Origin of the sequence: Streptomyces sp. NPDC048248 (genome assembly GCF_043201875.1) — a bacterium.
Classification (GTDB): domain Bacteria; phylum Actinomycetota; class Actinomycetes; order Streptomycetales; family Streptomycetaceae; genus Streptomyces.
Window position 1 is genome coordinate 53,499 of the sequence record NZ_JBICZL010000018.1, and the last position, 25,263, is coordinate 78,761.

Annotated in this window: 20 protein-coding genes and 1 tRNA gene; 15 read left to right on the plus strand and 6 right to left on the minus strand. The window is 71.4% G+C overall.

Annotated elements, in window-relative coordinates:
* Window positions 1-118 precede the first annotated feature (118 nt).
* The 9 genes from ACGFZW_RS31785 to ACGFZW_RS31825 all read left to right on the plus strand — a co-directional run bounded on the left by ACGFZW_RS31785 (window position 119) and on the right by ACGFZW_RS31825 (window position 9,503).
* A complete protein-coding gene (locus tag ACGFZW_RS31785) occupies window positions 119-1,447 on the plus strand; it encodes an LLM class flavin-dependent oxidoreductase (RefSeq protein WP_393896738.1) in 1,329 nt (442 codons plus the stop codon).
* Window positions 1,444-2,481, plus strand: coding sequence for an ABC transporter substrate-binding protein (locus tag ACGFZW_RS31790; protein WP_393896739.1), 1,038 nt, complete (start codon window positions 1,444-1,446; stop codon window positions 2,479-2,481). The genes ACGFZW_RS31785 and ACGFZW_RS31790 overlap by 4 nt, the downstream gene beginning before the upstream one ends.
* The gene (locus ACGFZW_RS31795) at window positions 2,478-3,284 is read left to right on the plus strand and encodes an ABC transporter ATP-binding protein (RefSeq protein WP_393896740.1); all 807 of its coding nucleotides are present in this window, start codon (window positions 2,478-2,480) and stop codon (window positions 3,282-3,284) included. The genes ACGFZW_RS31790 and ACGFZW_RS31795 overlap by 4 nt, the downstream gene beginning before the upstream one ends.
* Complete coding sequence (locus tag ACGFZW_RS31800) at window positions 3,277-4,140, plus strand: ABC transporter permease (protein WP_393896741.1); 864 nt, start codon at window positions 3,277-3,279, stop codon at window positions 4,138-4,140. The genes ACGFZW_RS31795 and ACGFZW_RS31800 overlap by 8 nt, the downstream gene beginning before the upstream one ends.
* A 107-nt stretch (window positions 4,141-4,247) precedes the next feature.
* Window positions 4,248-5,189, plus strand: coding sequence for a TauD/TfdA dioxygenase family protein (locus ACGFZW_RS31805; protein ID WP_393896742.1), 942 nt, complete (start codon window positions 4,248-4,250; stop codon window positions 5,187-5,189).
* 687 nt (window positions 5,190-5,876) lie between these two features.
* The gene (locus ACGFZW_RS31810) at window positions 5,877-7,196 is read left to right on the plus strand and encodes a PP2C family protein-serine/threonine phosphatase (RefSeq protein ID WP_393896743.1); all 1,320 of its coding nucleotides are present in this window, start codon (window positions 5,877-5,879) and stop codon (window positions 7,194-7,196) included.
* 52 nt (window positions 7,197-7,248) lie between these two features.
* Window positions 7,249-7,746 carry a winged helix-turn-helix transcriptional regulator gene (locus tag ACGFZW_RS31815; RefSeq protein ID WP_393896744.1) on the plus strand — a complete coding sequence of 166 codons (498 nt, stop codon included), beginning with the start codon at window positions 7,249-7,251 and terminating at the stop codon, window positions 7,744-7,746.
* Between the two features lie 132 nt (window positions 7,747-7,878).
* Window positions 7,879-8,442, plus strand: a complete 564-nt coding sequence (locus ACGFZW_RS31820; protein WP_393896745.1) for an SRPBCC family protein — start codon at window positions 7,879-7,881, stop codon at window positions 8,440-8,442.
* Window positions 8,442-9,503 carry an LLM class flavin-dependent oxidoreductase gene (locus ACGFZW_RS31825; RefSeq protein WP_393896746.1) on the plus strand — a complete coding sequence of 354 codons (1,062 nt, stop codon included), beginning with the start codon at window positions 8,442-8,444 and terminating at the stop codon, window positions 9,501-9,503. The genes ACGFZW_RS31820 and ACGFZW_RS31825 overlap by 1 nt, the downstream gene beginning before the upstream one ends.
* A gap of 51 nt (window positions 9,504-9,554) precedes the next feature.
* Here the strand turns inward: ACGFZW_RS31825 and ACGFZW_RS31830 are convergent, their stop codons facing one another.
* Together ACGFZW_RS31830 and ACGFZW_RS31835 are read right to left on the minus strand one after the other, a co-directional pair.
* Window positions 9,555-10,832 (minus strand): SpoIIE family protein phosphatase, encoded by a 1,278-nt coding sequence (locus ACGFZW_RS31830; RefSeq protein WP_393896747.1) that lies wholly within the window; start codon window positions 10,830-10,832, stop codon window positions 9,555-9,557.
* A gap of 130 nt (window positions 10,833-10,962) precedes the next feature.
* A tRNA-Trp gene (locus tag ACGFZW_RS31835) sits at window positions 10,963-11,038 on the minus strand.
* Window positions 11,039-11,330: 292 nt separating this feature from the next.
* Here ACGFZW_RS31835 and gntA point away from each other — a divergent pair.
* Window positions 11,331-12,041 carry a guanitoxin biosynthesis heme-dependent pre-guanitoxin N-hydroxylase GntA gene (gene gntA, locus ACGFZW_RS31840; protein ID WP_393896748.1) on the plus strand — a complete coding sequence of 237 codons (711 nt, stop codon included), beginning with the start codon at window positions 11,331-11,333 and terminating at the stop codon, window positions 12,039-12,041.
* A 118-nt stretch (window positions 12,042-12,159) separates the two neighbouring features.
* Here gntA and ACGFZW_RS31845 read toward each other — a convergent pair whose 3' ends face one another.
* Complete coding sequence (locus ACGFZW_RS31845; RefSeq protein WP_393896749.1) at window positions 12,160-13,152, minus strand: 2-hydroxyacid dehydrogenase; 993 nt, start codon at window positions 13,150-13,152, stop codon at window positions 12,160-12,162.
* A gap of 57 nt (window positions 13,153-13,209) precedes the next feature.
* Window positions 13,210-14,376 carry a lactate 2-monooxygenase gene (locus ACGFZW_RS31850; protein WP_393896750.1) on the minus strand — a complete coding sequence of 389 codons (1,167 nt, stop codon included), beginning with the start codon at window positions 14,374-14,376 and terminating at the stop codon, window positions 13,210-13,212.
* Window positions 14,377-14,496: 120 nt separating this feature from the next.
* Here ACGFZW_RS31850 and ACGFZW_RS31855 point away from each other — a divergent pair, with 120 nt between their 5' ends.
* The 4 genes from ACGFZW_RS31855 to ACGFZW_RS31870 all read left to right on the plus strand — a co-directional run bounded on the left by ACGFZW_RS31855 (window position 14,497) and on the right by ACGFZW_RS31870 (window position 19,577).
* Entirely contained in the window at window positions 14,497-15,549 is a 1,053-nt protein-coding gene (locus ACGFZW_RS31855) for an Lrp/AsnC family transcriptional regulator (protein WP_393896751.1), read from the plus strand.
* Between the two features lie 211 nt (window positions 15,550-15,760).
* Window positions 15,761-16,369: a CatB-related O-acetyltransferase gene (locus tag ACGFZW_RS31860; protein WP_393896807.1), complete on the plus strand. Its 609-nt coding sequence runs from the start codon at window positions 15,761-15,763 to the stop codon at window positions 16,367-16,369.
* A gap of 79 nt (window positions 16,370-16,448) precedes the next feature.
* Window positions 16,449-17,330 (plus strand): oxygenase MpaB family protein, encoded by an 882-nt coding sequence (locus tag ACGFZW_RS31865; protein ID WP_393896752.1) that lies wholly within the window; start codon window positions 16,449-16,451, stop codon window positions 17,328-17,330.
* 216 nt (window positions 17,331-17,546) lie between these two features.
* A complete protein-coding gene (locus tag ACGFZW_RS31870) occupies window positions 17,547-19,577 on the plus strand; it encodes a trypsin-like serine peptidase (RefSeq protein ID WP_393896753.1) in 2,031 nt (676 codons plus the stop codon).
* 33 nt (window positions 19,578-19,610) lie between these two features.
* Here ACGFZW_RS31870 and ACGFZW_RS31875 read toward each other — a convergent pair whose 3' ends face one another.
* Window positions 19,611-20,603, minus strand: a complete 993-nt coding sequence (locus tag ACGFZW_RS31875; RefSeq protein ID WP_393896754.1) for a DMT family transporter — start codon at window positions 20,601-20,603, stop codon at window positions 19,611-19,613.
* A gap of 65 nt (window positions 20,604-20,668) precedes the next feature.
* On the opposite strand from ACGFZW_RS31875, the gene ACGFZW_RS31880 reads away from it, so the two are divergent.
* Window positions 20,669-21,499: an AraC family transcriptional regulator gene (locus ACGFZW_RS31880; protein WP_393896755.1), complete on the plus strand. Its 831-nt coding sequence runs from the start codon at window positions 20,669-20,671 to the stop codon at window positions 21,497-21,499.
* A 12-nt stretch (window positions 21,500-21,511) separates the two neighbouring features.
* On the opposite strand, the gene ACGFZW_RS31885 is transcribed toward ACGFZW_RS31880, so the two are convergent.
* On the minus strand, window positions 21,512-24,955 hold the full coding sequence (locus tag ACGFZW_RS31885) for a DNA polymerase III subunit alpha (RefSeq protein ID WP_393896756.1): 3,444 nt from the start codon (window positions 24,953-24,955) through the stop codon (window positions 21,512-21,514).
* Window positions 24,956-25,263 lie beyond the last annotated feature (308 nt).

Genomic DNA, 25,263 nt, shown 5'->3' on the forward strand with positions numbered 1-25,263 from the left:
CGCCGCAGGTACCTCTTCGCGCCCCGGACTCGCTGCGGCCTGTCCGCGGGCCTCCCCCTCTTCTCTCCCGGCGCTGCTCTCCTGCCCATCCCAGCGCTCCCTTTCCGAGGAACTGTTGATGACCACAAACGACCGGCAACTGCATCTCAACCTCTTCCTGATGGGTGTCGGCCACCACGAGGCCGCATGGCGGCATCCGTTCACCGATCCCGCACGGCTCTCCGACATCGCCCACTTCCAGGACTTGGCGCGGAAGGCCGAGGAGGCCGCGTTCGACTCGGTGTTCCTCGCCGACGGCCTGGAGGTGCGCAGCCCCGTCCAGTACGGGCTGGTGAACCACTTCGAGCCGCTGACCCTGCTGTCCGCGATCGCGGCCGTCACCACCCGCATCGGGGTGATCGGCACCGCATCGACGGGGTACAGCGAACCCTTCAACCTGGCCCGGCAGTTCGCCTCGCTCGACCATCTCAGCCACGGCCGCGCCGGGTGGAACATCGTCACCTCCGCCGGCGACCGGGCCGCGCAGAACTTCAGCCGGGACGCCAATCAGGCGCACGCGGAACGCTACGCACGGGCCGCTGAGTTCCTTGAGGTCACCCAGGCGCTGTGGGACAGCTGGGAGGACGGCGCGCTCGTGCTCGACCGGGAGTCCGGTGCGTACGCGGACCCGTCGAAGGTGCACGAGATCAACCACAGCGGGACGTACTTCCGCGTCCGAGGCCCTCTGAACGTACCGCGCAGCCCGCAGGGCAGGCCGCTGCTGGTGCAGGCGGGGTCGTCGGAGGACGGCAAGGCGTTCGCGGCGCGGTACGCGGAGGCGGTGTTCACCGCGCAGCAGACACTGCGGGACGCACAAGCCTTCTACCAGGACCTCAAGCGGCGAGCCGCCGCGCACGGTCGCGATCCGGAGGGGTTGAAGGTGCTGCCCGGCATCGTGCCGGTGATCGGGTCCACCGAGGCCGAGGCCCGGGCACTGGACCGGGAGCTGAACGAGCTGATCACTCCGCAGCGCGCGGTGGCCGTGCTCTCCACGACCCTGGGCGTCGACCTCACCGACCATCCGCTCGATGCGCCGCTGCCGCCGCTGCCGCCGGTCAGCGCAGTCAACGGCGCGAAGAGCCGATTCGAGCTCATCAGGGACCTGGCCGAACGCGAGGGACTGACGCTGCGCCAGTTGATCGGCAGGCTCGGTGGCGGCCGCGGGCACCAGGTGTTCGCCGGTACACCGGAGCAGATCGCCGACTTCATCGAGGGGTGGTTCCGCGAGGGCGCGGCCGACGGCTTCAATGTGATGCCTCCGGTGCTGCCGGCGGGCCTCGACGCCTTCGTCGACCATGTCCTGCCCCTGCTGCGCAAGCGCGGGCTGTTCCGCGAGGGCTACACCGGCTCGACGCTGCGCGAGCACTACGGCCTGCCGCTGCCGGCCGAAGAAGCGGTGGCGGCATGAGCCTCAGCCGACGCACGCTGGCCGCCGGGATCGGCGGGGCGGTGGTCGCGGCCGGTCTGTGCGCCACCGGAATCGCCACAGCCCGCGAGGACCGGGGCCGCTCGGGGCGCCGGCCGCAGACCCGGACCATTCGCTACCAGGGCTCGGCCGGTGCGGTCACCCCGCTCGAACTGGCCGCGGGACTCGGCTACTTGGAGGACGTACGGCTGGAGTGGATCGGCAACAGCACCAGCGGCCCGCAGGACATCCAGGCCACGGTCACCGGCGACACCGACATCGGCGGGGCCTTCAACGGCGCCATCATCCGGCTGATCGCGGCGGGCGCCCCCATTACGTCGCTGTACAGCTACTACGGGGTCGACGCCGAGGTGTGGTCGGGGTACTACGTCCGCGAGGACAGCCCGGTACGCACGGTGCGGGACCTGGCCGACCGCACCGTGGGCGCCAACACGCTGGGCGGGCAGGCCGAGGACGTGCTGCGGATGCGGCTGCGGTCGGCGGGCCTTCCCGCGGGCCGTGCCCGGTCGGCGCAGATCGTGGTGGTCCCGCCGGTCAGCGCCGAACAGGCCCTGCGTTCGGGCCAGTTGGACGTAGCCGTGCTCGGCGGCATCCTGCGCGACGCGGCCCTGGAGCGTGGCGGTATCCGGCCGGTCTTCAACGACTACCAGGTGCTGGGTGCCTTCAGCTGCGGGTGCCAGGTGATGCGGGACGGCTTCGTCCACGACAACCCGGACACCGTACGCGCCGTGGTCGGCGCGGTGGCCCGCGCCCTCGCCTGGAGTCAGAGCAGGCCCGCCCCGCAGGTCATCGACCGGTTCCGGCGCATCCTCAAGGCCAGGAAGCGCGCCGAGGACGCCTCGGCGCTGCAGTTCTGGAAGGGCTACGGCGTCGCCGGGCGGGGCGGCGTGATCGACGCACGAGAACTGTCCGTGTGGCGCGACCGGCTGGTGGACGACGGCATCGTCGACCGCCGCGACGCACCTCTCGACCGGCTGTACACCAACCGGTTCAACCCCTACTCAGGAGCGGCATGAGCAGCTCGATCGTCTTCGAGAACGTCACCAAGACCTTTCCGTCCCGTGAGGGCGAGGAGCTGACCGCGCTGCGGGACGTCGGCCTGGAGATCGCCCCCGGTGAGTTCACCGTGGTGGTCGGCCCGAGCGGCTGCGGCAAGTCCACGCTGCTGGATCTGCTGGCCGGCCTGGCCACACCGAGCAGCGGCCGCGTCCTGGTGGACGGGGCGCCGGTGCTGGGGCCGGGCCTGGACCGGGGCGTGGTCTTCCAGCAGTACGCGTTGCTGCCGTGGCGCGACGCCCGCGGCAATGTCGAGTTCGGCCTGGAGGCGAAGGGCGTACCGCGCCGGGAGCGCCGCGAGCGGGCGCAGGAGTACCTCGAACTCGTCGGCCTGACCGGCTTCGGCAACCGCTACCCGCACGAGCTGTCGGGCGGGATGCGGCAGCGGGTCGCCATCGCACGGTCCCTGGCCTTCGACCCCGATGTGCTGCTGATGGACGAGCCGTTCGCCGCACTGGACGCCCAGACGCGCGATCTGCTGCAGGAGGAGTTGCTGCGGATCTGGGAGCGGACCGGCAAGACCGTCGTGTTCATCACGCACGGCATCGACGAGGCCGTGTACCTGGGACAGCGGGTGGCCGTGCTCACCTCGCGCCCCGGGCGGATCAAGGAAGTCATCGACGTCGATCTCGGCGACCGCCGTATCGGCGATGTGCGCTCCAGTCCGGAGTTCGCGCAGCTCAGGCACCGTATCTGGGAGCAACTGCAGGACGAGGTCCGGCAGGCGGCCCGCGAGGGAGAGGAGGCGGTGGCGCGTGTCTGAGACATTGCAGCTCGACCGTGAACGGACGGTTGCCGAGCCTGTTGCCGCCGGATCGCCGGTGTCGCCGCGGCCGAGTCCGGCGCGGCGCGCGGCACGCCTCGCGGGCGCCGTGGCCAAGCGCTCGGTGGCCATCGCCGCGCTGCTCGCCCTGTGGGAGGTGACACCCCGGGCGGGTCTGGTCGACAGCGTGTTCCTGCCGCCGTTCTCCGAGGTGGTCGGTGCCTGGCTGGAGGCGGCGGGCAGCGGACTGCTCTGGGACAACCTTCAGGCCAGTGTGGTGCGTTCGGTGGCGGGCCTGGCCATCGCGGTGGTGATCGCGATCCCGCTGGGAGTGCTGATCGGCTGGTACAGGACGGCTGCCGAGCTGCTGGGGCCGTTGCTTGAGCTGTTCCGCAACACCGCGGCGTTGGCCCTGCTACCGGTCTTCGTCCTGCTGCTGGGCCTCGGTGAGAGCTCCAAGATCTCGCTGGTCGTCTACGCCTCCACCTGGCCCATCCTGCTCAACACCGTCAGCGCGGTGCGCGGGGTGGACGCCCTGCTGGTCAAGTCCGCCCGCTCGCTGGGCTTCTCCTCCCTGCAGCTCTTTCGCAAGGTGGTGCTGCCGGCGGCGCTGCCCACCATCTTCACCGGTATCCGCCTGGCCGGCGCCGCATCCATCCTGGTACTGGTCGCCGCGGAGATGACCGGGGCGAAGGCGGGCCTGGGCTACATGATCAACGCCGCGCAGTTCAACTTCGCGGTGCCGCAGATGTACGCGGGCATCGTGACCATCGCCCTGCTCGGTCTGGCCTTCAACCAGGTCCTGGTGTCACTGGAGCGCCGTTTCTCACGCTGGCGCGTCGAGCCCTCCCGGTAGCCCTCCGATCGCGCGGCACCGCCGCACCGGCCATCGCCTCACCTCCCACCCCTCAGCTCCCACGCCTCACACCCGCACACCGTCGAACCCTCGAAAGGACATCCGTCATGACCGCACCCGTTTCCGCCGTCTCCCTCGACATCGTCAGGGTCTCCGGGAACATCGGCGCCGAGATCCACGGCGTCGATCTCTCGGCAGACCTGCCCGCCCCGGCCGTCGAGGCGATCCGGGCAGCCCTGCTGGAGCACAAGGTGATCTTCTTCCGCGGCCAGGAGCTGGACGCCGCGGGCCAGGAGCGCTTCGCCCGCCGGTTCGGCAGTCCGACCACGGCGCACCCGACGATCCCCTCGCTGGACGGCGCCCCTGCCGTGCTCGACCTGGACTACGGCCGTACCGCCGGCCGCGCCAACCACTGGCACACGGACGTGACCTTCGTGCAGCGGCCGCCGCTCGGCTCCATCCTGCGCGCGGTGACACTGCCCCCGTACGGCGGCGACACGGTGTGGGCCAACACGGTCACCGCCTACGAGCGGTTGCCGAAGGAACTGCGCACGCTTGCGGACGAGTTGTGGGCGGTGCATTCCAACGCGTACGACTACGCCGCCTACAAGCCGTCGGACGACAGTGAGGACGCCCGCCGGCACCGCGAGGTCTTCACCTCGACCGAGTACGTCACGGAGCACCCGGTGGTGCGGGTGCACCCCGAGACCGGTGAACGCTCACTCGTGCTGGGCGGCTTCGTACGGCGTTTCGTCGGCTGGAACGCCGACGACTCCCGTGAGCTGTTCAAGTTGTTCCAGTCCTATGTGACGAGCCTGGAGAACACCGTGCGGTGGCGCTGGGCGCCGGGCGATGTGGCCTTCTGGGACAACCGTGCCACGCAGCACTACGCCGTCGCCGACTACGGCACCCTGGCCCGCCGCGTACAGCGCATCACCCTGGCGGGCGACACGCCGGTGGCCGTGGACGGCTCGGCCAGCCGCTCGGTGACCGGCGACGACACCGCCTACAACACGGCCCTGGCCCAGCCGGGTGACGCGACGCGCTGACCCGCACCCGGTGACGACCACCGCTCGCCCTGCGGGCCCGGCAACTGCGCCGGGCCCGCAGGCATGGGCGCGGACACACGAGAGCCCCGACTGGACGGGGGAGACCAGCCGGGGCGTTTGTGGGCGGGCAACCAAGGGCGGTCGCCTCGCGGCGAAGGGCTCCACGAGACTTCAGCCGAACGATCTTTCTCGTGGGCGATAAGTCGGGCCCGGGGACACTGTTCCCTTGGCAGCCACTCATGTTCTACAACGACGTCCTGTCCCCGTTTGTTCCCCTTCGCAGCCCTGTCGCAGAGGTTGTTCAGATCTTTTTGCAGGTTGCCCTGCCATCCGGGCGACGCCGGCGGCACGGCCGGCTGCGACCCACCGACGTGCGAAGGACAGTGGGCCGCAGCCTGTTCCCGCCGGGTGGCGGGCCGTAGCCCGACGGTAACGGCGAACAGTCGTCGGCGCGACGAAGCCGCCGCCGAACGGAGCCCGGCCGGTACGTCCGCGAGGACGGCACGCCGCTCGCCGCACCCGAGAGCAGCCCTCCGACCTGCAGGTCCTGGTCGCAGACACCTTCCGCCGCTCGGCGGCTGTCACCGTCGCGCCACACACGTCCTGCCGTGCGTCGTGGAACGAATGCGGGATGGTGGATACAGGCTGTTCGTTCGCTGAGGAATCGCGCTGAGGGAGAGTGGCTGCATGAGCGGCACGGGCCTGGGGCCCGCCGACCGGATGCTGGGTGACCTCATCGCCGCCAGTCACGTGATCACGCTGGAGCAGATCCCGGACGTGGTCGGCAGGCACGCGGAGCGCGTGGGCTGGTCGCAGGTGCTGGTCTATCTGGCCGACCTGCAACAGGAGTCCTTGCACCTGCTGGCCGCCGACGGTTCGGCCGCGGGGCAGGAAAGTGCTGACGAGCCCACCGAATTGCAGGTGGAGGGCACACTCGCCGGACGGGCGTTCCAGACGGGCGGCATCGTCAAGGGCGTCACGGCCCCGGTGGGCCAATGGTGGGTGCCGCTGCTGGACGGCACGGAGCGTCTGGGTGTCCTGCGGGTGTCCGCCGGCGAGGCCGGCGCCCCGGTCGCCGACGATCTGCGCACCGTGGCGGGGCTGGTCGCCTTCATGCTGGTGAGCAAGCGCGCCACCAGCGACGGGTACGCGGGGCTGGTGCGACGCCGTGGGATGAACGTGGCGGCCGAGATGGAGTGGCGGCTGATGCCGCCACGGACGTGCGCCACCGACCGGGTGCTGATCAGCGCCGTGATGGAACCCGCCTACGAGATCAGCGGTGACGTCTTCGACTACGCGGTCGGCACCGACACCGTTTATTTCGCCCTCTTCGACGCCATGGGCCACGACACGGCCGCGGGGCTGACCGCGGCACTCGCCCTGTCCGCCTACCGCAACAACCGCCGCGACGGCGCCGGCATGCCGGAGACGGCCGCGGCCATCGAAACGGCCCTGGTCGAACAGTTCAGCGCCGCGCGCTACGCCACCGGCATCATGGCCGAATTGAACTTCGCGACGGGGCTGCTGAGCTGGACGAGCCTGGGGCACCCCGAACCGGTGCTCATCCGCCGGGGCCGTACGGCCTGGAGCCTGCCCTGCCCGCCCGCGCCGCCCGCGGGAACCGACCTCGGCCTGGAACCAACCGTGTGCCAGGAGCAGCTGGAGCCCGGCGACCGTCTGCTGCTGTACAGCGACGGCATCACCGAGGCCCGCAACAGCGACGGTGAGGAGTTCGGCCTGTCCGGCCTGACCGACTTCCTGCTGCGCCACCACGCCGACGGCCTGCCCGTGCCGGAAACCCTGCGCCGCCTCATCCGTCACCATCTGCGGTACCACAACGGCCGCCTCAACGATGACGCGACGGTCCTGCTGCTGGAGTGGAGCGGCCCCGATCCCTACCGCCCCGCCCGGGTCGAGGCGCTGACCGGCCTTCCTCCGCACACCACGCCCGAGGACGTCATGGAAGGGCGCCGCCCGCCACCCGGGGCGGACCCCGAGGGAGGGTGAGACGTCCCCGACGTGCTGGGTCTCGTTTCGAGACCCGCCGTATCCTGGGCGCATGAGACGGTCCTCCTTCGCCAACTGGCCCTGCTCGATCGCCCGCACCATGGATCTGCTGGGCGACTGGTGGACGCCGCTGGTGCTGCGGGAGGCGTTCTACGGCGTCCGGCGGTTCGACGAGTTCCAGCAGTCGCTGGGCATCGCCCGCAACACCCTCACCGACCGGTTGCGGCGGCTGGTGGACGAGGGGCTGCTGGAGAAGCAGCCCTACCAGACCCAGCCGGTGCGGCACGACTACGTCCTGACCGAGATGGGCCGTGACTTCTTCGGCGTGCTCCTGGCCATGAACGCCTGGGGCGACCGCTGGCTCGCCGACGAGCAGGGCCCGCCGATCGTCTTCCACCACGACCGCTGCGGGCACCGAAGTCGCGCCGCTGTGGTCTGCGACGACTGCGGCGAGCCGATGACCGCGGACAACACCCGCCCGCGGCTGGGTCCGGGCTACCCCGCGAGGCTGGCCGAGCGCGCGGACGTACGCGAGCGGTTCGCGGACTGACGCGGCCGTCCCGCCGATTCGAAGGTCCAATTACCTCGCGGCACCTCTTGACGAGTGAGTTCATCTACGCAACTTTAGAGGTCAGGCCCTGTTTCGCAGGGATCTTCTGACGGTCGAGGAGGCTGCACCGTCGTGGAGTGGACAGGCGCACGCTATGCGGACATACCGACGGTCGAGGTGTCGATCGGGATCGACGCACCGCCGGAGCGGGTGTGGGAGGTGGCCTCCGACATCGAGACGATGCCGCGGACGAGTCCCGAGCTGAGGTCGGTGGAGTGGCTGGACGGCCGCACCGGGCCGCGCCTCGGAGCCCGCTTCGTCGGGCACAACCGGCACGAGGCCTTCGGGGAATGGTCCACCACCTCGCACCTCGTGGAGTACGAGCCGCCACGCGTCTTCGCCTGGGCGGTCGAGGACATCGAGCACCCCTCCGCCGTCTGGCGGTTCACCCTCACCCCGCAGGAAGACGGCGGCACACTGTTGCACCAGTGGATGCAGATGGGGCCCGGCCGCTCCGGACTCTCGTACGCGATCGATCGGATGCCGGAGAAGGAGCAGTCGATCGTCTTTGTGCGCCTGCGGGAATTCGAGACCAATATCGGCAGGACACTTGCCGCGATCAAGGAGCTGGCCGAAGGCAGTCCCGACCGGCCATCCGCCCTCTCGGAAAAGACCCCGGGAAAGGTGGGCGAATAATGCGTACGTCCACCACGATCGAGGCGTCCGGCGGCAATTGGCGGGAATCCGTCGACTTCGTGCGCGAGGCGGAGAAGCTCGGGCTGGACATCTGCTGGGTGGCCGAGGCGTGGGGCTCCGAGGCGCCGTCGCCGCTCGGCTATCTCGCCGCCCGCACCGAGCGCATGCTGCTCGGCTCCGGGATCATTCAGCTCGGAACGCGCACACCGACGGCCATCGCCCGGGCGGCGATCACCCTGTCGAACATTTCCGAGGGACGTTTCCTGCTGGGCCTCGGCCCGTCCGGTCCGCAGGTCATCGAGGGTCTGCACGGCGTCCCGTTCGCCCGGCCGCTCGCGCGCATGCGGGAGACCGTCGAGATCGTGCGGCAGGCCGCGACCGGCGGGAAGATCTCCCACGCCGGGCGGGAGTTCACCATTCCGCTGCCCGACAACGACGCCGGAAGCATGCGCCTTTCGATGCGCTCCGAATACGACATTCCCATCTACCTCGCGACCCTCTCGCCCAAAACGCTCCGGTTGACCGGGCAGATCGCGGACGGCTGGCTGGGCACCAGTTTCGTGCCGGAGGGCGCGGGCGAGGCGTATTTCTCCCACCTGGACAAGGGCCTTGCCGAGGCGGGCCGCGCGCGCACCGATCTCGATATCTGCCAGGGCGCGGAGGTCGCTTTCGCCGAGGATGAGGACGCGTTGCGGGCGATGGTCGCCGGCCGGAAGAAGGAGCTGGCGTTCAGCCTGGGCGGAATGGGCTCCGCCACCACGAACTTCTACAACGACGCCTACAGCCGCCAGGGCTGGGCCGAGACCGCGGCCGAGGTACGGGAGCGCTGGCAGTCCGGTGACCGGGAGGGCGCGGCCGGACTCGTCACCGACGAGATGGTCCTCGGCACGACGCTGATCGGCACCGAGGACATGGTGCGGGAGCGCCTGCGGGTGTGGCGCGACGCCGGGGTGGACACCGTCCGCTTCTACCCCGCGGGCGAGACCCTCGAAGCACGGCTCACGACCCTCGGCCGGGCTCTGGACCTGACACGCGCCATGGAGCCGAAGGCGGGCGGCTAGCGGCCCGGGCCGGGGCGCGAGAAGGTCGGTGGCGTGCGGGGCTCCGTCCCGCTACCGGGCAGCGGGCGAGGCCGCGACACCGCCGAGGCGTACGACGACGAGCGCGATGTCGTCGCGGGCACCGGCGCTGACACCGAGACGGGCCAGCAGCGCATCGGCGAGCCGTTCGGGACTGAGCCGGCTCAAGCGGGCCAGACCGTCGGTGAGGCGGGCCAGGCCCGCGTCGATGTCCTCGCCCCGACGTTCGATGAGCCCGTCGGTGTACAGCACCAGGGTGTCGCCCGCGCCGTAGGTCAGTTGCGCCTCGGGACGGGCGACATGGTCGGGGCGGGCGCCCAGTGGCGGGTCGGTGGCCCGGTCCAGGAAGTCGCAGGTGCCGTCGGGATGCAGGAGCACGGGCGGCGGGTGGCCGGCGCTGCTGTAGGTGATGCTGTGCGCGCCGACGTTGATCATCACCTTGATCGCGGTGGTGGCCAGCGCGCCCTCGACGGAGCGGGCGTACAGGCCGAGCACCTCCAGCGCCTTCGCGGGCCCCTCCACGGCGCGGGTGGCGGCACTCAGCGCACTGCGCAGCATCCCCATGACGGTGGCGGCTTCCAGCCCATGACCGACGACATCGCCGACAGCGACGGCGAAGCCGTTTCCCGGCAGGTCGACGACGTCGTACCAGTCTCCGCACACGTTCAGCGAGCCGATGGCGGGCAGATAGCGCACCGCGATGTCGCGGTGCCCGGCCAGATCCGGCGAGTGGAGCATCGCCTCCTGCAGGGTGACGGCCACCTGACGCTCGCGGGCATGCGCCTGGCGCAGCTCCTCGTTGAGGCGTTGCAGCTCCCGGGCCCGGGCGTAGAGCTCGGTCTCCATCCCCTCCTCCCGCTCACTCAGGCTGCCGCCGGTCATCCGCAGCTGGGTACGGCGTGCCCGGACGAATGAGGTCACGTCCTCGACCCGGTGCAGGATCCAGGCCACCGCGCCGTCCACGCCGAGGACGGGAGTGTTGATCGTGGACCACCAGCGCTCCTCGAACCGGCCGGGCCGGTGCACGAGGGGGATGTCGTACTTCTGCAGCGCCATGGGGTCCTGCGTACGCGTCGTCAGCACGCGGTGCAGGGACGCGCTCAGCGTGCGCACCCCGTCGGCGTCCGGGTCCGCCGGATTGTCCGGGAAGGCATCGAATACGTACTGCCCCACGAGGTCGGCACGGCCGCGCCCGGTGGCCCGGCAGTACGCCCGGTTCGCGTCGACGATCACCAGGTCGGGTCCCAGTACCAGGCAGGGGCTCGGGGTGGCGGCGAACAGCGCCGCGTAGTCGATCTGAGATGTTGTCACATGTTCCTGCCAGGTGGCCCGCCGGGTCGAGATCATCCCAATCTACGAGCCGCACGCCCCCGGCAGCCGCCGCAACACCGCCGGCCGTCGGCTCGGCAGGGCCGCCGTGACGCTCCCAAGTGAGGGGCCATGAGGAGCGGCGGGAATCGAACCCGCATCTTCCGGTTCTGGAGACCGGTGCTCTGGCCCTTTGAGCTACGCCCCTCGGCAAGGGAGCTTGGCACCGGTCGGCGAAGGGGTAAAGCCCTTTCCCGTATCCCGCCGTTTCGGGCGCGGAAGATCGCTGGAAACAGCCATGGAACGGACGCACGACGGGCGGGGAGGCTCGTTGCCCGGGGGCGCTCGCGATCGGCGGAAGTTCCGGCCGCTGCGATCACACGGACACCCAAAGTGACGGAATCACAGCGACAGAGGACTCGTCTTGACGAATTGGCCGTGCCCGATCTTCACTGCCAGAGTCCCCCCACGTTTTCCTCCCACGACGAAGGTTTAGAACACATGCCGGTTGACGTCTCCGCCGCCACTGAAGTCGGGCAGTTCCTGCTCGGCGACTCCTTCGCCTGCCTGGCCGGTCGTTCGGCCTGGCGGCAGGGTGGCATCACCCATCGCCATTACACGTGGCTCGGGGACGATACGGCGGCGCGGGACATGGCTGCGGACCTGGAGGCCTACGTGAGGGCCGTGGACTGGGCCGCCAAGCCGTTCACCAGCTTCATCGCCACCTTCTCCGGTCCGCTGAACGTGTCGGAGACCGAGTTCGAGCATCTGCTGTGGCAGCAGCTCCAGGCCGTGCACGACCACGACAGCCTGACGCACCCCTGGGCCGACGGCTACGACCACGACCCGTCGTCCGGCGCCTTCGCCTACAGCGTCGCCGGGCACCCGTTCTTCGTGATCGGCCTGCACGAGTCGCACCGCCGCGTGGGCCGCCGCCCACCCTTCCCGATGCTCGCCTTCAACTCCCACGCGCAGTTCGACCGAATAAAGGCCGCCGGCCTGTGGGACCGCCTGCAGGAGAAGATCCGCAAGCAGGACATCGAACTGCAGGGCGACATCAACCCCAACCTCCTTGAGTACGAGCAGCTCTCCGAGGCCCGGCGCTACTCGGGTCGGCCGAAGCCGGCCGACTGGGCGTGCCCCTTCAGCGCCCGCACCGACCGCGAGCCGGTCGGCGCACAGCCGAGCGCGGTCGCCCAACCCGTCGGCTGAGAACGTCCCCTGCCCGGCCCCGCCCGCGGCCGGACACGACATCTGAGGCAGGGCCGACCGCGCCCGGGCCGCCGGACTGATCCGACGGCGCGGGCGCGGGTGGTACCGCGGTGCGACGTCAGGAGACGATGTCCTGCAGCGGCTTGCCTTCGATGTGGTTCACGACGTTCTGCACGGCGGCCAGGGCGATGCGCACCAGCGTTTCGCGGGTGACTCCGGCGACGTGCGGTGAGAGGACGACGTTGGGGGCGCGCAGCAGCCGCAGGTCCGCGGTGGGCGGTTCGGGATCGAAGACGTCGATGCCCGCACCTGCGAGCGTGCCGGCCTCCAGCGCGTCCGCGAGGGCGTCCTGGTCGATCAGGGCGCCCCGCGCCGTGTTGATGACGAAGGCGGTCGGTTTGAGCAGCGCCAGCCGCTCGGCGTCGAGGAGGTGCCGCGTCCCGGCGGTCAGCGGAGCGTGCAGGGTGACGTAGTCGGACATCCGCAGCAGCTCCTCGAGCTCCACATGGCGCGCACCGCCGAGCGCGGCTTCGGTCTCGGCGGCGGCGGGCCTCGGACCTGCGTAGACGACGTTCATGTCGAACGCGACGGCACGGCGGGCGACCTCCTGCCCGATGTGGCCGAGCCCCACGACGCCGAGGGTCTTGCCGGACAGCTCGGTGAGGGAGTGCTGGAGGCGCGGAAGCGCCCAGTCGGCTTCGGCGAGCGCGGTGTGTGCCGGGATCAGTTGCTTGGCGAGGGCGAGCATGAGCGCGAAGGTCTGCTCGGCGACGTTCTGCTTCTCCGCGCCACTGGAGCCGATGCTGCACACGAGGACACCGCGCTCGCGCGCCGCGTCCAGGTCGACGTAGTCGAAGCCGTGACTGGCGCACTGGACCAGCTCCAGGGCCGGGGCCGCCGCGATGTGCTCGGCGGTGACCGGCCCCAGGCCCGTGATGATCACGTGGGCCTCGCGCAGAGCCGTGGGATCCTCGTCGGCGCTCTCCACGACGGTGACACGCGCCTGCCCCGGGAAGACCTGGGCGAGCGCGCCTCCCGCGGCGCGGCCGCCCACATGGGGCGAGACGACGGCGAGCACGTTCTTCACGGTGTTCGTCGCTGTGGTGGTCATACGGCTCCTTGGGATTCGAGCGAGGGATGACGGGAGGGCGTGGGCGTGCCGAAGGCGCTAGACGACGCGCTGGAGCGCTTCCGGAGTGAGCTCCGACAGCGTCGGGTAGCCGTCGACGGCCATGATCAGGTCGGCTTCGGCCAGCAGGGAGCGGAGCACGTGCACGACGCCCTCGGTGCCGCCGAGGGCGAGCCCGTAGGCGTAGGGACGGCCGATCCCCACGGCGGTGGCCCCCAGCGCGATGGCCTTCACGATGTCCGCCCCGCTGCGGACGCCGGAGTCGAACAGCACCGGCAGCCCGTCGGCGGCCTCCACGACGGCGGGGAGCACATCGAGGGCGGGCAGCCCCCCGTTGGCCTGCCGGCCGCCGTGGTTGGAGCAGTAGATGCCGTCCACACCGCCGTCCTTGGCGCGGCGCACGTCCTCGGGATGGCACATGCCCTTGACGATCAGCGGCAGGTCGGTCAGCGACCGCAGCCAGGGCAGGTCCGCCCAGGTGAGCGGATTGCCGAAGATCTGCGTCCAGCGCAGCACGGCGGCCTGCGGCGCCTCCTCCGGGGTGTGCTCCAGGCCGGCGCGGAACACCGGATCCGAGGTGTAGTTGGCCAGACAGTGCCCGCGCAGCTGAGGGAAGTTGCCGGTCGCCAGGTCCCGGGGGCGCCAGCCGGTCACCCAGGTGTCCATGGTGACGACGATGCCCTTGAAGCCGGCTTCCTCGGCCCGCCGCACCAGGCTCTGCGCCAGGTCCCGGTCGGTCGGGGTGTAGAGCTGGAAGAAGCCGGGGGTGTCGCCGAGTTCGGCGGCGACCTGCTCCATCGGGTCGACGGACAGCGTGGAGGCCACCATCGGCACCCCGGTGTGGGCGGCGGCCCTGGCGGTGGCCAGGTCGCCGTGCCCGTCCTGCGCGCACAGGCCGATGACACCGATCGGTGCCGCGAAGACGGGTGAGGGCAGCGTCATCCCGAACAGCTCGACCGACAGGTCACGCTCCGCGGCGCCGACGAACATCCTCGGGACGAGTCCCCACCGGGCGAACGCCTCGACGTTGGCCCGCTGCGTACGCTCGTCCCCGGCGCCGCCGCAGACGTACGACCACACGGAGGGCGGCAGCACGGCCTCGGCTCTGGCTTCCAGTTCCTCGAAGCCCATAGGGAAGCGCGGCATCACGCCGCCGAGCCCGTTGAGGTAGATCTCGTCCTGATAGGAACCGAACGTGCGACGCATCAACCCGCCTCTTCCTTCCCGGGGCACCAGTGGCGAGCACAGTGTGCTCGCCCGGACAGATTGCGATACTGCACTGTGCCGCCCGCCTGATTGCAGGATTCCCGCAGAGGAGAGGTGCAGATGCAGGATCCGGCCACGTTGCTGAGCGAGGACGACCTGGCGCTCATCCATGCGCTGCAACTGCGACCACGCGCCTCATGGACGGAACTGGGAGGCGCCCTCGGGGTCGATCCCGTCACCGTGGCCCGGCGCTGGAGCCGGCTGTCCGAGCGCGGCGAGGCGTGGGTCGGCCTCTCCCCCGGGCCGCGGCTGTTCGAGCAGGTCTGTACCGCCTTCATCGAGATCGAGTGCGCTCTCGGCGACCCGGCCGCCGTGGCGCGCTCCCTGAGCCGGCACCCCCACATGCTCACCATCGAGCGCGCGTCCGGCGCCCACGACCTCCTCGCGACCGTGGCCACCCGCGACCTGCCCGCCCTGTCCCGCTACGCCCTCGACGTCCTGCCCGCCGTGTCCGGTGTGAGCGCCGTCCGCCCGCGGATCGTCAGCCATATGTTCACCGAGGGCGGGCACTGGCGGATCGCGGCACTCGCCCCGGGGCAGCGCGCCCAACTCGCCGCCGGCGCCGAGGCATTGCCCGCGGACCGGGGTCAGGGCGGGATCACCGCATCCGACCGGGCCGTCCTCGGCCACCTGGTGAACGACGGCAGAGCCTCCTACCAGTCCCTGGCGGCCGCGTTGGACATCAGTGCCTCCACCGTCAAGCGGCGCACCGACCAGCTCATCCGCCTCGGCCTGCTCCGCTTCCGCTGCGACTTCGCCCGCCCGCTCGGCGGCTGGCCCGTCTCCGTCACCTTCTGGGCCAAGGTGCCGCCTTCGGACCTGCCCGACCTCGGGCAGGCCCTCATCCGGCTCCCGGAGACCCGCAACTGCGCCGCGATCAGCGGCACCGAGAACCTCATCCTCCAGGCGACCCTGCACTCCGTCACCGACGTCCTCCGCTTCGAGACCCAACTCGCAGCGACCCACCCCAGTCTCGACATCGCCGAGCGGGTGATCACCCTCCGGCACGAGAAACTCCTGGGCCACCTCCTGGACGAGCACGGCCGCTCGGTGGGCGTCGTCCCGCCCGACGTGTGGACCGATGTCGGCGCGGGGCCCGGCTCGGAGGTCTGAACCGCCGCGCACGCCGCCGGACGACGGGGAGCCGTTCCCCGTGCGGGAGTTGGAGCAGGACCGCGCGGCTCAGGCGCGCGGGGCGTGTTGCGATCATGGGTACGTTCGGCCCGCCACAGCCGCGCCGGGCCGGTCGGCCGGTCCGGCGCCACGGAGAGGAAGTCGCATCGTGTCACCTGTCATTCCCCCTGACCCGACCGTGGTGCACCCGATGCCCGGCCAGCCGCGGGTGGTGCTGCTGAAGCCGCTGGTCACCTCGCCGCTGATCGAGGTCGGGGAGTTCACCTACTACGACGATCCCGACGACCCCACCGCGTTCGAGACGCGGAACGTGCTGTACCACTACGGGCCGGAGAAGCTGCGCATCGGAAAGTTCTGTGCGCTGGGCGAGGGTGTGCGGTTCCTCATGAACGGCGCCAATCACCGCATGGACGGGCCCTCCACGTTCCCCTTCCCGATCATGGGAGGTTCGTGGGCCGATCACTTCGATCTGATCACCGGCCTCCCCGGACGGGGCGACACCGTGGTCGGCAACGACGTCTGGTTCGGCTACCGCGCCATGGTCATGCCCGGTGTCCGTATCGGCCACGGGGCGATCATCGCGTCCGGCTCCGTCGTCGTCGATGACGTACCGGACTACGGCATCGTCGGAGGCAACCCGGCCAAGCTCGTCCGCCGCCGGTTCGACGACGCGGACATCGCTCGTCTGCTGGCGCTGGCCTGGTGGGACTGGCCGATGGACCACCTGAGCGAGCATCTGCCCTCTGTCATGTCCGGCGGCATCGACGCCCTGGAAGCCGCGGCTCCGGACAAGCGTTAGCGGCGGGCACCCAGGGGCGGTCGGACGCCGGGGTCCGGACGTCCTTGGGATGGCCGACGTCCGGGCGGATACTTGACGTATGAACGTCTCGTCGCGAGGGCTCCTCGGTCTGCGCGAGAGGGTGGGCAGCAGCCTCTTCCACCGCGTCGCAGGCCCGCAGGGGCCGGTCAACCGGGCCCGCATCCACGGCGCGCCCGGGCCTCGCTGGTTCGGCCCGGACCGGCCCATCCGTACCGTCCACGGTGACGCCTCGATGTTCATCGGCGGCCTGCGGGCCCTGTTGTTGCAGTCGCTGCACCCGCTGGCGATGGCCGCCGTCGCGGCGCACTCCGGCTACCGCGGCGACCCCTGGGGCCGGCTCCAGCGCACCAGCACTTTCCTCGCCATGACGACGTTCGGCCCCGCCGCGGACGCGCAGCTGACGGTCGACCGCGTACGCGAGGTGCACGAAAGTGTGGCGGGGACCACCGCCACCGGGGAGAAGTACCACGCCGCGGATCCGCATCTCCTGGCCTGGGTGCACATCGCGGAGGTCGACAGCTTCCTGTGCGCTCACCGGCTCTACGGCGCGCGCCCGCTGGACGCCGCCGGGCGCGACGCGTACATCGCCGACGCCGCACGGGTGGCGACCGCGCTCGGCGTGCTCGACCCGCCGCGCAGCCAGGCCGAGCTGGACGACCGGTTGGCCGCCTACCTGCCCGAACTCCGTGCCTCGCAGGAGGCTCGGGAGGCGGCGCGCTTCATCCTCCTTCATCCGCCCCTGCCCTGGGTCGCCCGGCTCCCCTACGCCGTCCTCGCTCTGAACGCGGTCGCCTCCCTCCCGCCATGGGCCCGCAGACGACTCGGGCTGGCACGTGTCCCCGGGATCGAGAACCGCTTCGTCCGATTGACCGGACGCGCCCTGACGGCGGCCATCCGATGGGCCATGACGCCTCCCCCGGCGTCCTCCCGCACCGATTGAGCACACCGGGACCTTCTCCGTCTCCGCACGCCTGGTGAGGGGCTCTGGGGAGTGTCCGGCATCCCGGAGTGCCCCGCATATGCCCCATGACGTTCCCGGAGGCAACCCGATTGCCCTCCCCCTGTTGCGGCATCGCCTTCCGTACCCGCCCCTTGGAAGAGCAAGGCAGCAGCAGAACACCCCCCACTCGATCACCTCGCCAGGCGGTAGATTCCCATGCCAGCTACGTCGAAGACGCTCAAGGAACTGGACAAGCAGGCCAGAGCCGCCGCCCGTCGCTACGGCGAAACGAGCGCCCAGCGGCAGGCGACCCGACGTGAGCTGGACGAAGGGGTGAAGTTCCCGGACTCGCCGGAGGCCCTCGCGGCCCGCGCGACCCGGCTGCTCGACCGGGGCGGCGTACCGGCAGCGGCCGCGGTGGCGAAGATCCACGCGGATCCGCTGGATGTGCCCGTGACGAACGAGCGCATCATCGGCACCTCCAAGGAACTCCAGGCGTGGAACTTCCTGCCGCGCGGCGTACGGGCCGCCGGCACCGTCGCCCGGATCTCGATCCGCGAGATGGGCCGGGAGCTGCCGCAGGGCACCGGCTTCCTGGTGTCCCCCCGGCTGCTGATGACCAATCACCATGTGCTGCCCGACGAGGCCACCGCGCGGAGCTGCTTCGTGGAGTTCAACGCCCAGGTCACCATCGACAACACCCCGGACGCTGCGACGCGTCTGGAACTCGACCCCGGGGCCTTCTTCCTCGCGGACGAGCGGCTGGACTTCGCGCTCGTGCAGATCGCGCACGCCGCCGATACCCCCGCCCCCGGCGAGACGTTCGGCTGGAACAGGCTCAGCGTCCAGCAGGGCAAGCTGGTCGTCGGCGAACCCGTGAACGTCATCGGCCACCCCAGCGGCCGCTTCAAGGAGATCGCCGTCCGCGACAACGCGCTGCTCGTCCGGCTGGACGACTTCCTGCACTACGAGACCGACACCGAACCCGGCAACTCCGGCTCCCCGGTCTTCAACGACCAGTGGGAAGTGGTCGCGCTGCACCACTCCGGCGTGCCCAGGACGGACGGCGAGGGGCGCATTCTGCGCAAGGACGGCCAGGTGTGGCGGCAGGGTGACGGCGACGACGCCGTCGACTACGTCTCCAACGAGGGCGTGCGCATCAGCTCCATCCTGCGGCATCTGGCCGGGCAGCAGCTGGGCCCCGCCCGCCGTGCGCTCCTGGCCGAGATGGGACCCGACTCCGGCCTCCAGCAGGGCACCGACGCCGCCTCCCCGATGGACGGGGCGCCCTCTCCCCCGCCGGTCACACGCGTCACCACGGAGCGCGCCGAGGAGCATATCGGCCTCCGGGCCCGCAGCACCGCCTTCGGCGGGCGTCGGCATCTGGTCTTCCTGCACGGCAGGAGCCAGGAGAAGAAGATTCCCGAGGACATGCGGCGCGAGTGGACCGGCGGACTGAACAAGGGACTCACCCTCGCGGGCATCGCCCCGATCGACCCGGCGGACGTCTGGCTGCCGTTCTACGGCACCCGGTTGATGGGCGCTCTCGGGCAGCAGGAATCCCTCCCCCGCCAGTTCGAGGAGCTGACCACCGGCTCCGCCGCGGAGGCCTTCGCGCCCGCCGGTTCCGCCAGGGATACGTACGAGGAGCTGATCGCGGAGGCCGCGGGCAGGGCAGGCATGCCGCAGGACGGCCAGCCCGCCACCGAGGGATTCGGGAACGCGCTGGTGGGCGCCCTGCAGGGGCAGTTGAGCTGGCTCGCGGCCAAGACGGACCTGGACGAGTGGGTCATCGCCACCGTCCTCCGGGACGTCGCCGCCTACCTCGACGACCGTGCCGTCCGGCAGGCCGTCCTGGACTGCGTGCTGGAGACGATGCCCACCTCCGGCAGGCTCGTCCTGGTCACCCACAGCCTCGGCACCGTGGTCGGCATGGACCTCATCCCGAAGCTCCCGGCGGAGCTGGAGGTCGACCTGCTGGTCACCGCCGGCAGCCCGTTGGGCATGAACGGCGTCTACGAGCGGCTGCTCGTCCCCGGCGCCAAACGCCCGCAAGGCATTCGCGAGTGGGTCAACGCCTGGTGCCCGACCGACACCGTGGCGATCGGCTGCCCGCTCGAGGACTCCTGGGGCAAGCTGACCGAGCGGGCCGTCGTCAACCCGCGCGACAAGGCACACAACATCGACGAGTACCTCGCCCACCAGGAGGTCGCCGCGGAGATCGGCCGGGCCCTCACCGCGAACTGACGAGCACCCGCCTCGCCTCCTGCCGTCGGCCGGTCACGGCCGAGATGAGTCCTTTCCGGCGGCGTCCGCGTCGGTGTGCGCCGCCGGGTCCCCGGCGGGCGGAACGGACGTGGGCGCCCGCCGCGGCAGCCGTCCCTGGGTCGCGGCCAGGACGGCGCCGGACAGCAGGACCAGCGCACCCACCGCCTGCAACGTCCCGAAGGTCTCCCCGAGGAAGAGCGTGGCGCATACGGTGTTGACGACCGGGACCGTGAACATCATCAGCGAAGCCGAAGCGGGCCCGACAGCCCGCACGCCCCGGTAGTACAGGAGGTTGGCGACGGCGGTGGCGCACAGCGCCAGGTATGCCGCGTTCAGCCAGACGCCGGGCGGGAGTTCGCCCCAGCGGACGTCCGGAAGGTCGGGCGTGGCGACGAGACCCAGGAGTACGGCCCCCGCGCACGTCGCGTAAGCGGTCGCGCGCAAGGGATCGGTGCCGGCGAGCACTTTGGGGCCCGCGAGGGTGTAAGCAGCCCAGCACACCGCGCTGAGCAGGAAGAGCGCGTCGCCGGCGAGCCGCGTTCCGCTGCCGTGCGTGCTGCCGCCCGCCCCCAGGAAGAAGAGCACGGCTCCGGTGAGTCCCAGACCGAGGCCGGCCAGCCGTGCACCCGACGCCCGCTCCCGGCCTGTGATCAGGAGGAACAGGCTGGTGAGCACCGGGCTCATGACGGGTATGAGGATGCCCGCGTCCAGGGAAGGGGCGAGCGAGAGGCCCCAGAAGAAGGCCCCGTTGTAGGCGAACACTCCCAGAATTCCGGCCATCGCCGCTCGTCCGCCGGACCGCCACGGCGCGTCGGGGCGCCGGCCGCCGAAGAGCGACACCGCCACCAGCAGCGCGACGGCGGCGCCTGCGAACCTCAGCAGCGCGGCCACGGTGTGCGGGACGTGCTCGACCACCGACTTCGAGCTGGAGAAGGCGCTGCCCCACAGCAGCATGGTGATCATCAGGAACAGATACGGGCTGCTCAGGCCCCTTTTCATTGGCATGCGTCGACTCTGCCGAACAGGAACCGCCGCGTCTTGAACGTGTGTGCGCACGCCATAATGTGCGGATGGCAACGGCCGGTAGCTGGGTGCGGTACTGGCGGGACGAAGAGCGCCCCGTGGAGGCGATGCACGCACACTTCCGGGACCACGTGTACCCTCCGCACGCTCACGACACGTACTCCTTCGGCATCACCGACGCCGGAGCCCAGCGCTTCCGCTGCCGGGGCGCTGCCCACACCAGCGGCGCCGGCATGGTGATGGCGTTCAACCCGGACGAGGTCCACGACGGCCGGGCCGCGGCGGAACTGGGCTACCGGTACCGCATCGTGCACCTGGGCCCTTCCGTGGTGCGTGAGGTGCTCACCGACGCGGGCGACGGACGCGCCGGTGCGCTGCCGCTGTTCACCCATCCGGTGCTGACCGACCCGGCTCTCGCGGACGCGCTCACCCGGCTGCACGCCGCCCTGGCCGGCGGCGCCGATCCGCTGGTCCGCGATGAGCGCCTGACGGCGGCCGTCCTGGCGATGGCGCGCCGCGGCGCCTCGTCCGCCGTCCGCGCGGACCGCACCCCGTCCGACGGTATGCGGCAGCAGGCCGCCCGCCGGGCCCGGGCGCTGCTGGACGAGGCGTATCCGGAGCCGGTGTCCGGCGAGCGCTTGGCGGAGGCAGCCGGATGCAGCCGGTTCGCCCTCTACCGGGCCTTCCGTGCCGAGTTCGGTCTTGCCCCCAGCGACTACCAGCGGCAGCTGCGGCTGCGCCACGCCCGTTCGCTGCTGATGGCCGGCACCGCACCCGCCGCCGCCGCGGCCGCCACCGGTTTCGCCGATCAGGCCCACTTCACCCGCTGGTTCCACCGCGTCTACGGCATCACACCCGGCGCCTTCAGCCGCGCCTGACTCGTGGTGTGCTCAGCCGGCGCTCCCGCCGCTCTTGTGGCCGAGTGCGGTGATGTCCGCGGAGCGGCTGCCGGCGGGCTGGAGGTCGGCCCAGGCGTGCAGAGCGGCGCCGGCCGTGCCGTTGACGAGAGTGCGCTGCGGCTGGGCGGGGGTGGGCCGCGGGCCGGTCTCGCCCAGGCGGCGCAGGGTCGCCTCGGGCCCCTGATCGCGGCGGATGGCGGCGAGTTCCTCCAGGTCCCAGACCATCGTGCCGACCACGGTCCTGCGGGGTCCGCGGCGTTGGACGACGCCGCGGACGAGCAGGAGCCCGGAGTGGAAGACGGTGTGGGCGCACGCCTCGTGGGAGTCCTCGAAGAAGGCGAGGTCGACCATGCCCGAGCCGTCCTCCAGGGTGACGAAGATGATCCGCCGGCCCGAGCGGATGGGCGGGGTCTGGGTGGAGGCCCGCACGCCGGCGACCAGGACGCTCTGCCCTGCCGCCATGCCCGCGAGGTGCCGGGCGTCGGTGGCGCCGATCTCGCGCAGCAGACGGTGGTGGTGCTCCATGAGGTGACGGGAGACGTCGATTCCGAGGACCTGCAGCTCGTTGCCGAGCTCTTCGCGGCCGGTGATCTCCGGCAGTCCGCTCGGCTCCGCGGCCACGGTGCTGCCGTCCAGGGGCAGTTGGCCGTCGCCCTGCCGGCCCCGGGCGTGCCGGTGCAGTTCCGCGATCTGCAGGAGGAGGTCGCGGCGGGTGAGGTCGCCGCGTACGGAGTCGAGGGCGCCGATCTCGACGAGGTGTTCCGCGGTGGGGCGGGCGGGGCGGGCACGCTCCCAGAAGTCCTGCAGGCTGGTGTAGGGACGGCAGGCGGCGATGCGCTGCACCTGATCGTCGCTGATGCCCTTGACCGCCGACAGGGCGAGGCGGACACCCCAGGTGCCGTCGGCGCTCTTCTCGACGGTGTGGGTCTGCCGGGAGTGGTTGATGTCCACGGTCAGGACGGGGACGTCGTGGCGGCGGGCATCGGCGACGATGACACGCTTGGGCCACATCCCCGGATCGTGCTCCAGCAGGCCGGCGTAGAGGGCCGCCGGGTGGTGGGCCTTGAGCCACGCCGACTGCAGCGCCGGGACCGCGAAGGCCACCGCGTGGGCCCGGCAGAACCCGTAGGCGCCGAAGGCTTCGATGATGTCCCAGATGCGCTCGCGGGCCTCGGAGGTGTAGCCGCGTGCGGCTGCCTTCCGGTGGAACCAGTCGCGCAGGGCGGGCAGGCGTGCGGCGTCGCCCAGGGCGCGGCGCGCGACCTCGGCGAGTGCCAGGTCGCAGCCGGTCAGCCGGGCGAGCATGAGGATGATCTGTTCGTGCCAGATGGTGACGCCGTACGTGTCCCGCAGGATCGGTTCGAGGTCGGGGTGCGGATAGGCGGGGGCCGCGCCGTGGCGTGCGGCGATGTACTGCTCCGGCATACCGCCGGCCACCGGGCCGGGCCGGAAGAGACTGATGTCGGCGATGACGTCCTGCGGGTCGCGGGGCTGCAACCTGCCGAGGAGGTCCTGCTGGCCCGGTGATTCGAGCTGGAAGAGCCCGATGGTGTCGCTGGCCTGGATGAGCTTGAAGGAGAAGAAGTCGTCCAGGGGCACCTGGCGGCCGTCGTCGAGGTCGATGTCCTGGCCGGTGGTGCGGCGGACCTCGGCGACGGCATGCGCCATGGCCGACTGCATCCGGACGCCCAGCACATCGAGCTTGATCAGGCCGAGGTCCTCGACGTCCTCCTTGTCGGCCTGGACCATGGGGTAGTCGCCGCCTGGGGTGGGCTGCACGGGGAGCCGGTCCAGCAGGGTGGCGTCGGTGAGGATCACCCCGCACGGGTGCATGGCGATGCCGCGCGGCAGGCCGTCGAGACCCTCGGCGAGCTCCCACAGCGGGCCGTACGCCTCGGCCTCGGCGGCGAGCGGCCGCAGCTCCGGCAGCTCGGCGAGGGCCGCGGTCACATCGCATGCCCTGATGTGCGGGAACGCCTTGGCGATCTTGTCGACGAGATGCGGGGCGATGCCGAGCGCCAGGCCCGTGTCCCGGAGCGCGTGCCGGGCGCGGTAGGTCTCCGGCATGGCGGTGACCGCTACCCGGTCGGTGCCGAACCGTTCGATGATGCGGTCGTAGACGTCCAGCCGGCGGGCGGACTCCACGTCGATGTCGATGTCGGGCAGCGAGGAGCGGCGTTCGGAGAGGAACCGTTCGAAGAGCAGCCGGTGTTCGAGCGGGTTCGCCGTGGCGATGTACAGGGCGTGGTTGACCATGCTGCCGGCGCCGGAGCCGCGGGCGGCGACCCGTACCCCCATCTCCCGTACGTCGGCGACGACTTGGGCGACGGTGAGGAAGTAGGTGGCGAAGCCGAGCCGGCCGATCACCGCCAGCTCCTCCTCCAGACGCCGGACGGCCTCCGCGTCGCGGTCCAGGCCGCGGCGGGCCATGCCGGCTTCGCAGCGCTGCCGCAGCAGCCGGTCGGCGTCCCCCGGCGCGGAGCCGGCGCCGACCGTCTCCGGCTCGGGGAAGCGGGGCGTGCCCAGTCCCAGATCGGCCACGGGGTCGATCCTGCATCCGTCCGCGGTCCGCTCCGTCTCGGCGAGCAGCCGGGCGGCGCGCGCGGAGCCGGCACCCGCAGCCGTGGTGATGCGTTCGGCGACGTCCAGCAGGGCTGCGGGGCCTTTCAGCCACCGCTCCCCCGGATCGAGGCGGCGGCGGTCGATGGGCCGCAGCAGGCGGGCCGCGTCCAGCACGTCGGCGAGGCGGTGCCGGTCGGGGTCGGCGTAGCGCACCGCGTTGGTCAGCACGGACGGGATGCCGAGCCGGTCGCCCAGGGCGAGGGTGCGGCCGGCGAGCCGTACGGAGCCGGGGCCGCTGCCCGCCGACCCGAAGGACAGCACCTCCAGTCGCAGCGAAGCCCCCGCGGCCGCCAGCTCACGCCACGGCGCCAGCAGCCGCTCGGCCTCGTCCGGCCGGGCGGCGGAGAGGGCACGCACCGGCTCGGAGACCGGGCCGAGGAGGACGGTCAGCCCCTCCCCCGCGTGTTCGGCCAGCGCGGGCCAGGGGATCACCGGCGAACCGCCCGCCGCCTGGTTGTGGGCGGCCGACACCAGGCGGCACAGCCGTGCCCAGCCTGCCCGGTTCCGGGCGAGGAGGGTGACCCGGAGCGGTGGCTCGGCGACGTGGGCGCCGCCGCGTACCGGGGTGCGCCGACGGTTCGCGGCGGGCGCGGGGGCGTACGGGGCCACGGCCGCGTCGACGCCGAAAATCGGCCGTACGCCGTGGACGGCACAGGCGTGGGCGAAGCGGACGTGCCCGGAGACGGTGTCCCGGTCGGTGAGCGCCATCGCCGTGATGCCGCGCTCGGCGGCGCGGCGGACCAGGTCCTCGGGGTGCGAGGCGCCGTAGCGCGCGGAGAAGCCGGAGGCGACGTGCAGGTGTACGGCACTCACCGGGCGCCACCTCCTCGCATCCCTCCATAGACGGATTTCGCCACCATGGCTTGATATCCACTCTAGACCAAGTTCGAGCAGACGTTCGAATGGGGGTTTTCCGTTGCCGCTGAAACCCTGCGCACCGCGGAGCCGCAACCGAGCCTCGACGTGGCACGACGGGGCGGCCGGCTCGGTCAGCCGCCCGGACCGGCGATCACATGCCGTATCCCCCGCCTCCTCCGCCCCTCGGACACAGCCGACGCGTCCACGCAGCCGAAAGAAAGACGTCACACGAGAGCCGGAATGCCCGGCCAACTTCCGCTGGT

Bases quoted from the DNA above. Each gene is read 5' to 3' on its own strand.
- ACGFZW_RS31785 (WP_393896738.1), top strand. From the start codon at position 119: ATGACCACAAACGACCGGCAACTGCATCTCAACCTCTTCCTGATGGGT.
- ACGFZW_RS31790 (WP_393896739.1), top strand. From the start codon at position 1,444: ATGAGCCTCAGCCGACGCACGCTGGCCGCCGGGATCGGCGGGGCGGTG.
- ACGFZW_RS31795 (WP_393896740.1), top strand. From the start codon at position 2,478: ATGAGCAGCTCGATCGTCTTCGAGAACGTCACCAAGACCTTTCCGTCC.
- ACGFZW_RS31805 (WP_393896742.1), top strand. From the start codon at position 4,248: ATGACCGCACCCGTTTCCGCCGTCTCCCTCGACATCGTCAGGGTCTCC.
- ACGFZW_RS31810 (WP_393896743.1), top strand. From the start codon at position 5,877: ATGAGCGGCACGGGCCTGGGGCCCGCCGACCGGATGCTGGGTGACCTC.
- ACGFZW_RS31815 (WP_393896744.1), top strand. From the start codon at position 7,249: ATGAGACGGTCCTCCTTCGCCAACTGGCCCTGCTCGATCGCCCGCACC.
- ACGFZW_RS31825 (WP_393896746.1), top strand. From the start codon at position 8,442: ATGCGTACGTCCACCACGATCGAGGCGTCCGGCGGCAATTGGCGGGAA.
- gntA (WP_393896748.1), top strand. From the start codon at position 11,331: ATGCCGGTTGACGTCTCCGCCGCCACTGAAGTCGGGCAGTTCCTGCTC.
- ACGFZW_RS31845 (WP_393896749.1), bottom strand. From the start codon at position 13,152: ATGACCACCACAGCGACGAACACCGTGAAGAACGTGCTCGCCGTCGTC.
- ACGFZW_RS31850 (WP_393896750.1), bottom strand. From the start codon at position 14,376: ATGCGTCGCACGTTCGGTTCCTATCAGGACGAGATCTACCTCAACGGG.
- ACGFZW_RS31855 (WP_393896751.1), top strand. From the start codon at position 14,497: ATGCAGGATCCGGCCACGTTGCTGAGCGAGGACGACCTGGCGCTCATC.
- ACGFZW_RS31860 (WP_393896807.1), top strand. From the start codon at position 15,761: ATGCCCGGCCAGCCGCGGGTGGTGCTGCTGAAGCCGCTGGTCACCTCG.
- ACGFZW_RS31865 (WP_393896752.1), top strand. From the start codon at position 16,449: ATGAACGTCTCGTCGCGAGGGCTCCTCGGTCTGCGCGAGAGGGTGGGC.
- ACGFZW_RS31870 (WP_393896753.1), top strand. From the start codon at position 17,547: ATGCCAGCTACGTCGAAGACGCTCAAGGAACTGGACAAGCAGGCCAGA.
- ACGFZW_RS31875 (WP_393896754.1), bottom strand. From the start codon at position 20,603: ATGCCAATGAAAAGGGGCCTGAGCAGCCCGTATCTGTTCCTGATGATC.
- ACGFZW_RS31880 (WP_393896755.1), top strand. From the start codon at position 20,669: ATGGCAACGGCCGGTAGCTGGGTGCGGTACTGGCGGGACGAAGAGCGC.